This window comes from Streptomyces sp. NBC_00503 (assembly GCF_036346895.1).
Taxonomy (GTDB): Bacteria; Actinomycetota; Actinomycetes; order Streptomycetales; family Streptomycetaceae; genus Streptomyces.
The window spans coordinates 7,835,507-7,847,294 of record NZ_CP107855.1; the positions used below are offsets into that span (position 1 = coordinate 7,835,507).

Here is an 11,788-nt window from a genome sequence, read left to right on the forward strand (position 1 = left end):
GGGCAGCCCTGCTCCCGCCATGATCCAGAAGCCGCGACCTCAAAAATTGCCAGTTGCGGCTGGGGATCCTGGGTTGCCGAGCCACTTCACGCTGTGGCAGCCGGCTGCCCGGAGGCCGTCGTCGAGTAGCCAGGTTGCTGGACCCGTGCGTCCCCTTCCGAGGCGCGGCAGGGGGCTTTTGGTGCGCCGCCCTGGTTCTCGCGACTGCTGGGCCCTGTGCTTCAGCCTGCTGGCCGGCGCCGACTCCCCGCTCGACGCACTGCGCCAATGGATCGACCTCTTCGTCGACTTCCTCGTCACCAAGCACGGCCTCGCCGACGCCCTGCAGTCCGACAGTGACCGCTTCGCCGCGCTGCACGCCTACTTCCTCGACCGTCTGCTGCCCGTCTGCGCCCAACTGCTCGACGCCGCAGTCGAGGCCGACGACATCAGGCCCGGCACGCAGCCCTACGAGCTGATGCGCGGCATCGGCAACCTCTGCATCGGACGCGACAACGACCCCCGCTACGACCCCCGACGCATGATCGCCATCCTCCTCCAGGGACTCCAGGGGCTCCAGCGACCGCAGACGTCCTGATGCCCGCGAGCGACATCGCGAATCGGACGCTCGCGCGAATTGGTGATGTCAGTGAGAACGGGAGTCTGCTGCCGCAGGCCTTCCCCCGGGCGTATGTGTCACCTCCCGGTCCGGTTGGTGACGGGCTGGTGAGAGGCGGTCGGTGGTGTGAACAGTGCCTGGACGGTTTCGGTGGCCAGGTCTCGCAGCCAGGTGTGGGCGCGGTCGTTGTCGTAGCGCTGGTGCCACAGCAGGTACAGGGGTACGTCGGGCAGGGGGAGTGGCGGCAGCAGTGTGACCAGGCCTAGTTGTTCCCGGGCCGTGCGCGTGACCGCGTCGGGGAGGGTGACGACCAGGTCGGTGTCGAGGGCGAGTTGCAGTGCGAAGGCGGCGGTGGGTCCGGAAGCGGCGACGCGTCGTTCGAGGCCGCGTGCGGTCAGGGCGTCATCGATCGGGTCGCGGAGGCTGCCGCGCCGCGACACGGTGAGGTGTTCGGCGGCTGCGTACCGCTCGAGGCTCAGCGTGCCTTCGGTGAGCGGGTGGCCCGGTCGGACGGCGACGACCAGCCGGTCCCTGCCGACGAGGCGGTGGCGGATGTCGGGGAGCGTCGGAGTGCTGGAGCTGGATTCGAGGTCGACCTCACCCCGGCGCAGCTCGGCGTCGTCCGTCCCGGGTTCGGCGGACAGGCGCAGCCGGACGCCGGGGGCCTGGCGGTGGACGGCGGTGATCAGGGCGGTGCCGGAGGCTGCGGTCAGGGCGTCGTGCCAGCGCACGGTGAACACCCGGTCCAGAGCCGCCAGGTCGAGTTCCTGCTGCGCGGAGAGAAGTTGGTGGGCTTGCTGCACCAGGGCGTGGACCTGCGCGCGCATGGCCAGAGCGCGGGTGGTGGGGACCATGCTGCGGCCGGTGCGGACCAGGATCTGGTCACCGGTGGCCTTGCGGATGCGGCCCAGGGAGCGGCTCATCGCCGGTGCGGTGACGTGGAGTCGTGCTGCGGCGCCGGCGACGCTGCCCTCTTCCAGCAGGGCGTCGAGGGCTGTGAGCAGGTTCAAATCCAGTTGCATGACAGTAACTCTACAAGTGACAAGCATGCACTTGTTGTTAATGATCGGGCGACCTACCTTCGAAGTGCGGGGGCGGAACAACCACCCCGCTGCGATCGATCCCAGGGAGCCCGCCATGAGCACAGCCATGCCCTTCGCCGCCGGTACGACCCTCCTCTCCGACGTGACGGCCGCGGTGAAGACCGCCGGGGTCACGCTGCGCGACCGCTACACCTCCCATGCCCGGGGCGTAAGCCTGGACGAGGTCGTGGAGGAGATCCACGCCAACGACGACGCGGTACTGGACGTGCTGCGGGAACCGCTGCTGCGGGCCCGGCCGGGCTCGCAATGGGCCGAGGACGAGCTGGCCGGCGGCCCGCTCCCGCTCGGGGAGTGGTGGGTCGTCGACCCCGCCGAGGGCAACATCAACCACGTCCACGGCATGGAGGACTGGGCCGTCACCGCCACCCTGGTCAGCGACAACCAGCCGGTACTCACCGTCGTCCACCTGCCGCTGACCGGCGACACCTACACCGCGGTCGCCGGCGGCGGTGCCCGCCTGAACAGCCAGCCCCTGAAGGTGTCCGCCAAAACCGACCTGGGCGCCGCGCTCGTCGGCACCGGCCAGGCCAAGCCCGGCGAGGACGAGCGCACCTTCCGGAAGATCGGTGACTCCGTCACCGCCATGCTCATCAACGGCCTGGTCGTTCGGGTGTCCGTTCCCGCCACGATGCAACTCATCCACGTCGCCGCCGGACGCACGGACGCGTTCTGGCAGTTCTCCGACGTCCGCTCCGGCCTGGTCGCCGGCGCCCTGCTGGTCTCCGAAGCCGGAGGCACCGTCACCGACCTGACGGGCGAACCCTGGAACACCGCCAGCCGCGACTTCCTGGCCGCCGCCCCCGGCATACAGGGCGCCGCCCTCAAGGTCCTCTCGCCGATCGCCTGACCTGGAGCTCTCCGCCCCTCCCCACCCCGATACCGCAAGGAGCATCACCACATGACCAGCATCGGAATCCTGGGCGCCGGCCGCGTCGGCACCAACCTCGCCGCCAAGCTCTCCTCGGCCGGACACCACGTCACCCTCGGAGGCCGGAGCCCCGGAGGCCGGAGCCCCGAAGGCACCGCCGCCCGCACCGCGGGACTCGCCCCGCCGGTCGCCTTCGCAGACCAGCGCACCACTGCCCGCACCGCAGACATCGTGATCAACGCGACGCCTGGCGACAGTTCCCTGGACCGCCTCACCGACCTGCGCACCGAACTCGCCGGCAAAATACTCATCGACGTCTCCAACGCCACCCGCGACGACCGTGACGGCCTGCCCGGCGACCTGTGCTATCCCGGCAGCAGCCTCGCCGAGAAGCTCCAGGCCGCGCTCCCCGACACCCATGTGGTCAAGACGCTCAACACCATGCTCTTCATGGTCATGACCGCTCCCGAAACTCTGGCCACCCCACCGACCGCCTATCTCTCGGGCAATGACGAATACGCGAAGAAGACCGTCACCGGCCTGCTCGGCGACCTGGGCTGGCAGCCCGAACTGATCGAGGACCTGGGTGACATCACCACGGCCCGAGCCACCGAAGCCATGATCCTGGTCGTGCCCCACATCCTGCGCCGACACGGCTTCAGCCCCTTCGCCGTCTCCCTCGCCCGCTGACCCACCAGGACCGGGGTTCAGGCCGGGGCAGCCTGGTCGCGCAGGGTGCGGGTGCCCGGGTTCTCGCCGCCGCCGCCGACCGGTACGCTCCCGCCCGTGAACGATCTTCGAGTGGGGGCGTCCGTAGTTGCGGGCGGACTGGTCATAGGCACACTCGCCGTCATCGGTGGCTGGTGGGCATTCAACGGCGGGATCTACGGCTGCACCGCCGCGGACGCGGCACTGCAGGACCCGATGGCCGCCCAGGTCCGGACGCTCGGCACTCCCCAAGGAGCACAGGCCGACGACTCCTACTCCGGCTGCGACGACGACGACCGCTTCGCGTACTTCGGCCGGGGGTACGCCGAGCCCGCCCGCCGAGCGGATGTCGTCGCCTACTACCAGGCGGCCGCTGCCCGCAACGGCTGGCTGCCGGCACCGCCCGAGCCGGACGAGCCCGCCTGGCGCCGCGACCCGGCCGGCGAACGGATCGGCCTCTGCTTCACCCAGCAGATCGACGGCGCCACCTCCCATCTCGCCGTGTCCTGGGCCTTCGACGGGGAGAAGGGCTACACGGTGGAGGCCCGGGCGAGCCGGAGCGGCGGCTCCTGGTGTCCGTGAGCCCGGCCCCTGAAAGATTCTCCGGCTCGAGGCAACCCTTTGCGGGGCCTGTGACCACAAGGAAGTAGATCCGGCCGGTTCCACTGCCCGGATCAGCCTTTCTCTCGTGAACAGTTCGCAAGGAGAACCCCGTCACCTTCACCTCCCGCAGGAGCGGCCAGGTCCTGGACGTCTCAGGAGGCTCCACGGCCGAGAGCGCCGCGGTCATCCAGTATCCCGACAAGGGCAGCACCAACCAGCAGTGGAAGCTGGTGAAACCAGCCGAGACCCAGGCGTCCTCTTCGGCGGCGGCTCGCTGTACCTGACGTACGCGAACACTGTCGGACCCAACGATGTGACAGCGGGCTCGGTGTGGAAGTACACGCCGACCGGCGGGGTATATAGGAATGTCTCTCCGCCGCAGGGCGGTTATGGGTTCTCCGGGCGGACCGCCCTGGCCGTCGACCCCTTCGACTCCGGGCACGTGCTGTATGGCACCGGCAACGCCATCTGGTGCAGCAAGGACGCCACCGCCACCGACAGCGGCGTAACAGTCACTGGATGGTGGAGCTCGAGGGCTGGAGGAGACGGCGCTGGCAGACGCGATCGCCCCTCCCGGCGGCGGCGCCGCTGCCGGGATGCGGACATCCGGCCACACTTCCCTCCGGCCGCCTCCGCAATGGCCATGGTCTCCGACACGGCCGTCACCTGATCAGCGTAGGTCTGCGCCGTGGCAGGCGCAGTCCGGGCGCCCGCCGGTACGGGCCGTCCGGACTGCGCACGCCGCGATCACCGCTCGGACGCGGTCGCGGTCACGGAGGCGGAGGCGGAGGCGGAGCTTCGGCAAGGATGCGGGCGACGTACGGTGGGCAGGGGGAGCAGGGCTGCCGCTGGTCACGGGCTTCCGGGAGGCCCTGGCGGCTTTCGCGAGGCAGGCTGTTTCCATGAGGTCACATCCTCGATCGCCCGTCCGGCCAGGAGCGTCCTCCCGGCCGGGAGCGGGCGGTCACGGCGCGGTCCTGTTCCTGTTGGAGCAGTGCGCGCCCTTCGTGATCGCGCTGGGCGTTCTGGGGATCGAGCTCTCGCCCGCCCACTATCTGGTCACCGGCCCCGTCCTCACCACGACGCCGGCGCTGGCCGCGCTGACGATGGGCCCGAAGGGCATTCTGTCCGCCGCAGCCGTCGCGGTGGGTGTGAACGTGACCTCCGCGACCTACAACCAGTCGTGGGGAACCCAGACCCAGCTGATCATCGGCAACTTCCTGGGGCTGATCGTGGTGTCCGTGGCCAGTGTCATTCTGAGTAACGCGGTGCGCACGCGCAGGCAGGGCGAGCTCGACCAGGTCCGCCGGATCGCAGTGGCGGCCCAGGAGGTCGTCCTGCGGCCCGTCCCCGAGCTCCTGGGGCCGGTACGGGCGGCCAGCCTGTGCCTCGCGGCCGGGACCGGGGCACTGGTGGGCGGCGATCTGTACGAGGCAGTGCAGACGCGCTACGGCGTCCGCCTGATCGTGGGGGACGTCCGGGGGAAAGGACTGTCGGCCATACGCGCGGTCGCCGTGGCATTGGGCGCGTTCCGGGAGGCCGTGCACTACGAGGCCGAGGTGCAGGAGGTCATGAACCATTGCGCGGCCGCGCTGCGACGAGAAGCCGCCGTGCCGGGTACCTACTCCCAGGCAGAACTTCCCGAAGTCCTCATGGAGGGATTCACCACCGCGCTCATCGCCCAGGTGCCCGACGAACAGGTGGTGCACCTGGTCAACCGCGGCCATCCACCCCCGCTGGTGCTGCGCGAGGGCAAGGTCCATGCCCTGATGCCCGCCTCACCCATGCCACCGCTCGGCCTCGAAGACCTCGTCCACGGCCTTCCCGCCAAGCCCGAGAGCTACCCGTTCCTGCCCGGCGACCGGCTGCTGTTCTACACCGACGGCGTGATCGAAGCCCGCAACCGTGACAACGACTTCCTCCCCCTGCCGGAGACCATGGAGAAGATACCCGCCAGCACCTCCCCACAGGAGTTCCTGGACGAACTGCACAAGGCGCTCATCCGCCACACAGAGGGCCGCTTGACGGACGACGTGGCGATGATCCTCATCGACCGACTGATTTCGGCCGGCCCGGTCTCGGAGCCACAGGCCGGGTGACGCGGGGTCCGGCCGGCTCTTTGAGCGCGTGGTGAGTGTGGTGACGCGGACGGGTGTGCCGAAGTCGTCTGTCGCGCTGTGAGTGACGTGCCGCATCAGGCCTGGCTACACCGGATCAGGTGCATGGTCCGGGTCGTCGTACAGCGGTCCGGCGAAGGTGCGGAACGCATCGTGCAGTTCTTCAGCGGGCACGAAGGGGACGTGGTGGCCGGTCCATTGTTCGAGATCCCGGCAACAACAGCCCACATCAGACCGAGTCCGAGGCTCGGCCAGATACGCCGATGCACCCTCTGGGTAACCATCTCTTCCCGTCCGAGGGCGAGTTCGGTCTGCGCTCGCTGCACTCCCACTTTGCGCCGTTTCGGAGCCTTAGGTTTGGCCGAGGGGGCGGACAGGAGAGCGAGCCCCTCCGCGGGCGTCGGCCGACGGGCCGCTCGGTGGCGCGCCATGCCACCGCTCGGGTGCGGTGTATCCGGGTGTTCCGATGACGAAGCTGGTCGGGGTCAGCCGGGTATCGGTGTGGTCCACCGCGATTCCGAAGTCCGTGAGCAGGACGTCTCCGTGAGGTGTGAGCATCACGTTGGCGGGCTTCACGTCACGGTGGACAATGCTCGCCTCGTGCGCGAACTGCAGGGCCTTCAGAAGGGCCTGTGCGACGGGGCGTGCTCTGGCCTCGCTGAGCGGACCGTTCGCCTTGAGCTCGTCGGCGAGGGAGTGGCCCTCCACCAACTGCATGATGATCCAGGGCACGCCGTCGACTTCGACGACGTCATGCACGGTGACGATGTTGGGGTGGTTGCGCAGCTTGGCGGCGTGGCGGGCTTCTCGTGCGGCACGGACGAGAAGCTCTCTCCGTTGATCCGGTCACGCATGCCCGAGTCGGACCTCCGCAAGCAGCAGTTGCCAAGGCCGCGAGCCGGCTGGAGATCCTCGCGCGGAGCATCGGCTACGACGCGGCCCCTGTCACTGGCTGACTGATCGTTTCCCGAAACGGATCCGAACGGGTGTCACGAGACTGCATCGACGGGCTCGGGATGGTTCGACTCGAGCTGCTCCACGGCAACAGACATGAACGCCGCGACGGTATCGGCCTCTGCCCGGGTCAGCGTGAAGACGCTGCTGATGACGACGAGCGAACTCCCCACGCGTACGACAGTCGCGTCAGCGTGATCCGTTCTGCCCGTGGTGCTCGTCGTCACCACCGCCTGGATGACTAGGCTCTCATCTCCGAGCCGGGGACCCTCGGCGACGGCGAAGCGCGAGGTCTCGGCGGGCTCCCATGACGCGTGGGGCAGATCCACGCTCCGGCACCGGTCCACCAGGTTGCGCATGTCCTGCATGGCCTGGTGCGCGCCGTTGCCCTGGAACGAGTAGAGCTTCTCCGCGCCGGGGATGACGCCGTTCTCGGCGGTGTGTCCGCCGCTGAACATGGCTGTTGCGGTCGCGGACGATGCCTTCGTATTCGCGTCCACAACACTCTGCCCGTCGAGAAGGTCCGTGCAGGACGGTGGCGTTGTCGAGGCGCCCGAGGCTCCCTTCGGCTTTACATCCTTGGGATCTGCCACGGAGGTCCAGCCGCCCTGCAGGACTGCGGGCAGGAGGTGTGTTCGCAGCTCAGCCGCAGACAGTGGTTGCGGCTCAGCAGCGGGCACCGGCGGTCGAGGCTTCGCCGAGCTCCCGCAGGCTGTGACCGACGCGAGCACCACAAGTGCGGCCACCCACCGGATCCCGGAGTTGGTCACCCCAGCACACCTCCCACCCCAAGTGATCAAATCACGAGAAGTCAGCAGGGTACTGGCGCTCCCGAAACAGGATTCCCTCGCCCCAGCCACCAACGACGGTCCACACGCACCTGAACCACCACGAGACTCGGAGGGGTCACAACGCGTGGGCCAGGGCGCGGCTGAACTCGCCCACCCTGGCGCCGTGGGCCGTGGATCACGTCAGCGACACGGAACCCGGGCAGGCGTTCTTTCATTCCGTGTCCGGTAGCCAGGCGTTGTTGTTCGCGTTGTACCAGTAGTTGTGGCCGGCGTTCAGGGCGACCGTGCGGAACGGGCGGCCGTGGTCGTCGATGCGGGTGGTGCCCTGGCGGTCGCCACTGCTCCAGGCCAGCTCCAGGTACCAGCTGACGTCCTGACCGAGTGTGGCGGCGTCGATGTTCAGCACCTGGGGGTCGGTGGTGGAGACCTTGTACGGGAAGTCGGTCGAGGCCGTTGGCCGCTCGCCCTCCTTGCCAGGTACGGGCCTGGCCCGCGGGGAGGCGTCGTCCAGGTCCACGGCGAAGGACGCAGGCACCAGCGCGCCGCCGCAACCGGCGCCCATGGTGTACGCGTTCCAGCCGGGAGCCTTGCGGCCGCTCACGACATGGACGTACAGCGCGTGCAGGACCGCGGCCTTGCCCTCGGTGCCCTGGACGGTCAGCTGCATGCGCAGGTGCCCCGCCGGGACGGCGTGCAGAGCCCGGGCCCACCCTTCGGTCGCCTGCCCGGCGGGGGGCGGGGGGACCGTGCCGGGTGCCTTGTCCAGGGCGAACCACTGGTCGCAGGGGCTGTCCCAGTTGTCGGGCAGGACGTTGACCGTGAAGGGGGCGGTGGGGGAGGCCCCCTCCTTGGCGGTGGTCGATGAGGTGGACGCGGACGCTGCCGAGGGGGACGACGGTCCGGGGCTGGACGGGGATGTGGAATCGGCTGTGGGCGTGGGTGACGACGACCCGCCGGACGGCAGGGCCGGGCCCGCCGCCCGCTCGCGCGAGGACGGCTGGGCGGCGCCGTGGCGCGTGTCCCCGTGACCCGTATCTCCCATGGCGGAGACGGCGGCGGTCCCCGCCACCGCGGCGGTGGCCACGGCGGCCGCAACGGCGACCAGCAGCCGAGGACGCCGGGCCCTCGGTACTGAGGCCCGGGCGGGGCCCGGCTGGACAGGGGCGGCGGGGGCGTGTGCGGGTGCCTCCGTTGCCGGTGAAGAGGCGGGGGCCTCGGCCGGTCCCGGCGCGGGAGCCGGGGTAGGCGCCGAGGCGGGTGGCTCCGCGTGTGCGGGTGCGTCCGCAGCGGCAGGTCCGGGCGCCGGTGCGGACCCGGCCGCGGACGCTGGTGCCGGCGCAGGGTCGGTCTCTGCCTGCGACCGGACCTCCAAAGCCTCCCCGGCCACCACCACCGCCGCAGGCGGCGCCTCCGGCGCGGCGTCACCGCCCCGCGGCGCCGCGGAGTTCGCCGCCCCCGGGCCCGAGGCCTGCCCCTCCGTAGCCCCCCGTCGCCGCTCCACCAGCGCCAGCAGCCACTGCCGGTGCAGCGCGAGCAGTTCGTCGGCCGAGGCACCGCAGACTCGGGCGAACCGTTCCACCGGGGCGTAATCCATGGGCACCGCCGCGCCGCTGCAATAGCGGTGCAGCGTCGAGTTGCTGGAGTGCAGACGCTTCGCGAGCGTGCCGTAGCTGCGCCCCGAGCGCTCTTTGAGTCCGCGCATCAGCTCCGCGAACCGCTGCGTCTCCGTCTCCGTGGCCATTCCACCCTCCCCCTCATCCCGGAAGCACGTTCCAGGCTCGCCCGATCACCCAGGTGAGAGGGGTCGGGAGCGTTCCAGGGTTCCAACTATCCAGGTCCAGACGCCACTGGGACGAAACCGGCCCCACAGTTGCGTCATCAGCCGGTCGGTCAGTCGGTCAGTCGGTCAGCCAGTCGGTCCGCCGGTCGGATCGGCAGTCGGATTCGGCGGCCGCATCGGGAGGGTCCCCACCCGCCCCACCGACGCCCCTCGGCCGCCGCCCTCGGCAGCAGCCGACCGGAACAGCAGCCCCACCCAACATCTCGTCAGACGGGAAGCGGAAGCCTCCGTCTGACGACCGCACCAAAACGGAGAGTTCCCCATGCGCACCTACCGACTCCGCACCACCGCCCTGGCCGCCGCCACCGCCGGCCTCGCTCTGGCCCTGACCGCCTGCGGCGGCTCGGACAGCGCCGGCGGGCCGAGCGCGAACCCCGCCGCGACCAAGAGCGCGGACAAGCCGGTCTCGACCGGGACCGTGACGCCGTCCGGGGAGGGCGCCTCCGCTGCCCCGTCCGCCGCCCCGTCCGCCGGCAAGGTCACCGGAACCGGCACGGCCGCCGCCACCCCGGCGAAGGCCGGTTCGGGCGGCAAGGACACGGGGGACACCACCGGTGACTCCTACGCCTACACCCACCCCTGCTCGGCGCGGAACCTGACCGTCAAAGTCACTTTCCCGACGGGCACTCCGGCCACCGTTCGCGTCATCACCGTGACCAACAACGGCTCCACCTCCTGCGGTCTGGACTACTTCCCCACCGTCGGATTCAGCGCCAAGGGCAGCGCGCTCGGTCTCCAGGCCACCGCTCCCGGTGGTCTGGGCGGCGCCCCGGCGTACCCGGTGCACCCCGGCGCCACCGCGTACGCGGCCGTGGACCTCAACCCGTCGGGTGGCAACGGCCCCGTGGCCGACGAGGTCAACGTCCTGGCCGACAAGGAGCACATGCCGAACGCGGACGGCGCCAGCCTCCAGCTGGCCAAGCCGGGCAGCGTCGCCCACCCGAAGGTCGGCCTGTACCGCACCAACACCCGCGACGCGCTGACCGCCTTCTGAACCGGCGGTCGAAGTACGCGTCAGCCGACCCGAAGACCAACCGCCAGCGTCAGTTCAAGGACCCGGTGAGGCGATGCGAGATCCGGGAACAGCTCCCGCAGCTGCGACATCCGGTACCGGACTGTCTGGGGATGGACGAACAACGCCGCCGCCACCTCGTCCCGCCTGCCCTGGTGCAGCAGCCATGCCCGCAACGTCTCCTCCAGCCGCCGTGCGGTCGCGACGGGCAAGGTCCGCAACGGTGCCAGGGCTCGGGCACGCAGGTCTGCGAACGCGTCCACGTCGGCGCTCAGCACCAGCTCGGGCAGGTGTTCCTCGGTGTCGCGGATATCGGAGGAGAGGGAGCGCGCGCGTACGGCTCGTGCGTACGAGGCGGACGCGCGGGTCCATGGCCGGGCCGGGCCGACCACGGCGGTGCGGTCGGTCAGCTGCCGCAGGAGATGTGATCGGTCGGCATCGGGGACGAGCAGCACACCGGTGGCATCCGGCAGGTCGTCGAGGACGAGGGTGCTCGGGTCGAGTGCGCGGTAGGCGGGCCGGGCCTGGGCGGCGGGCAGCAGGACGGCGGTCAGCGAAACCGGAGGCTGCCACCCGGCCCGTTGAACAGAGGCCAGCAGCACGTCCGGGCCCGCGTCGGCGAGGAGGTCGCGGGCCAGGTGTTCCAGGTGGCGCTCGTGGGCCCTGCCCCGGGCGGCCAGTTCGTCGGCGTGGCCCGCGGCGCTCGCGGCCGAGAGCTCGTCGATGTAGGCGAAGGTCAGCTCGGCGAACTTGGCGACCTCGGCGGCGGGCAGACCCGCGGGTACGGCACCCGCTGCCAGGCATCGCCAGGCCACACGGGCGCCGACGCGGTAGGCGCTGAGCAGGGCGTCCATCGAACGGCCGTCGCGCACTTCGCCGCGACCCAGCTCGTAGGCCGCGTCATCGCCGTCGCCGCCCGTGGCGTTCCCGCTCGCGAGGTCCAGGAAGTGCCCCAGGGCGGTGTGGACGGATCGGCGGATGGTGCCGCCCATGCGGCCCGAAAGGGCGTTGGCGTAGGACGGGACCTCGTCGATGATCGCCTCGACGACCTCGTCGGCGGTGGCCTTCAGCGTGGCCCGAAGTGCTGTGACCGTCGTCTCATCCAGGGCCAGCTCGGTGGCCCTCCGGATTGCATGGCTCATATTTTTGTTCCTTGCGAACAATTCGGCCGATCAGATTTACGTCCTGCGGTCA

9 protein-coding genes and 3 pseudogenes are annotated in these 11,788 nt (G+C 70.4%); 7 read left to right on the top strand and 5 right to left on the bottom strand.

Translation table 11 applies throughout. From position 1 onward, the window contains the following. Positions 1–223 precede the first annotated feature (223 nt). A pseudogene (locus OG490_RS35890) lies at positions 224–577 on the top strand (SbtR family transcriptional regulator); the annotation flags it as partial. Positions 578–675: 98 nt separating this feature from the next. On the opposite strand, the gene OG490_RS35895 reads toward OG490_RS35890, so the two are convergent. Further along, on the bottom strand, positions 676–1,620 hold the full coding sequence (locus OG490_RS35895) for a LysR family transcriptional regulator (RefSeq protein WP_330300454.1): 945 nt from the start codon (positions 1,618–1,620) through the stop codon (positions 676–678). Positions 1,621–1,735: 115 nt separating this feature from the next. On the opposite strand from OG490_RS35895, the gene OG490_RS35900 reads away from it, so the two are divergent. The 5 genes and pseudogenes from OG490_RS35900 (at position 1,736) to OG490_RS35925 (ending at position 5,979) form a co-directional block, all read left to right on the top strand. Then, positions 1,736–2,548, top strand: coding sequence for an inositol monophosphatase family protein (locus OG490_RS35900; RefSeq protein WP_330300455.1), 813 nt, complete (start codon positions 1,736–1,738; stop codon positions 2,546–2,548). A gap of 51 nt (positions 2,549–2,599) precedes the next feature. Next, positions 2,600–3,259: an NADPH-dependent F420 reductase gene (locus OG490_RS35905; protein WP_330300456.1), complete on the top strand. Its 660-nt coding sequence runs from the start codon at positions 2,600–2,602 to the stop codon at positions 3,257–3,259. 96 nt (positions 3,260–3,355) lie between these two features. Further along, positions 3,356–3,859: a hypothetical protein gene (locus OG490_RS35910; RefSeq protein WP_330300457.1), complete on the top strand. Its 504-nt coding sequence runs from the start codon at positions 3,356–3,358 to the stop codon at positions 3,857–3,859. Between the two features lie 223 nt (positions 3,860–4,082). Then, positions 4,083–4,461 (top strand): annotated as a pseudogene (locus OG490_RS35920) (carbohydrate-binding protein); the annotation flags it as partial. Between the two features lie 321 nt (positions 4,462–4,782). Continuing rightward, the gene (locus tag OG490_RS35925) at positions 4,783–5,979 is read left to right on the top strand and encodes a PP2C family protein-serine/threonine phosphatase (protein WP_330301185.1); all 1,197 of its coding nucleotides are present in this window, start codon (positions 4,783–4,785) and stop codon (positions 5,977–5,979) included. Positions 5,980–6,348: 369 nt separating this feature from the next. On the opposite strand, the pseudogene OG490_RS35930 reads toward OG490_RS35925, so the two are convergent. From OG490_RS35930 to OG490_RS35940, 3 genes and pseudogenes are all read right to left on the bottom strand, one after another. Then, positions 6,349–6,804, bottom strand: a pseudogene (locus OG490_RS35930) (serine/threonine-protein kinase); the annotation flags it as partial. A 182-nt stretch (positions 6,805–6,986) separates the two neighbouring features. After that, positions 6,987–7,544 (bottom strand): hypothetical protein, encoded by a 558-nt coding sequence (locus OG490_RS35935; protein ID WP_330300458.1) that lies wholly within the window; start codon positions 7,542–7,544, stop codon positions 6,987–6,989. 409 nt (positions 7,545–7,953) lie between these two features. Next, positions 7,954–9,483, bottom strand: a complete 1,530-nt coding sequence (locus OG490_RS35940) for a helix-turn-helix domain-containing protein (protein ID WP_330300459.1) — start codon at positions 9,481–9,483, stop codon at positions 7,954–7,956. 361 nt (positions 9,484–9,844) lie between these two features. Here OG490_RS35940 and OG490_RS35945 point away from each other — a divergent pair, with 361 nt between their 5' ends. Continuing rightward, positions 9,845–10,576, top strand: coding sequence for a DUF4232 domain-containing protein (locus OG490_RS35945; protein WP_330300460.1), 732 nt, complete (start codon positions 9,845–9,847; stop codon positions 10,574–10,576). 20 nt (positions 10,577–10,596) lie between these two features. Here OG490_RS35945 and OG490_RS35950 read toward each other — a convergent pair whose 3' ends face one another. Beyond that, on the bottom strand, positions 10,597–11,736 hold the full coding sequence (locus OG490_RS35950) for a PucR family transcriptional regulator (RefSeq protein WP_330300461.1): 1,140 nt from the start codon (positions 11,734–11,736) through the stop codon (positions 10,597–10,599). Positions 11,737–11,788 lie beyond the last annotated feature (52 nt).

Bases quoted from the DNA above. Each gene is read 5' to 3' on its own strand.
- OG490_RS35895 (WP_330300454.1), bottom strand. From the start codon at position 1,620: ATGCAACTGGATTTGAACCTGCTCACAGCCCTCGACGCCCTGCTGGAA.
- OG490_RS35900 (WP_330300455.1), top strand. From the start codon at position 1,736: ATGAGCACAGCCATGCCCTTCGCCGCCGGTACGACCCTCCTCTCCGAC.
- OG490_RS35905 (WP_330300456.1), top strand. From the start codon at position 2,600: ATGACCAGCATCGGAATCCTGGGCGCCGGCCGCGTCGGCACCAACCTC.
- OG490_RS35925 (WP_330301185.1), top strand. From the start codon at position 4,783: ATGAGGTCACATCCTCGATCGCCCGTCCGGCCAGGAGCGTCCTCCCGG.
- OG490_RS35940 (WP_330300459.1), bottom strand. From the start codon at position 9,483: ATGGCCACGGAGACGGAGACGCAGCGGTTCGCGGAGCTGATGCGCGGA.
- OG490_RS35945 (WP_330300460.1), top strand. From the start codon at position 9,845: ATGCGCACCTACCGACTCCGCACCACCGCCCTGGCCGCCGCCACCGCC.
- OG490_RS35950 (WP_330300461.1), bottom strand. From the start codon at position 11,736: ATGAGCCATGCAATCCGGAGGGCCACCGAGCTGGCCCTGGATGAGACG.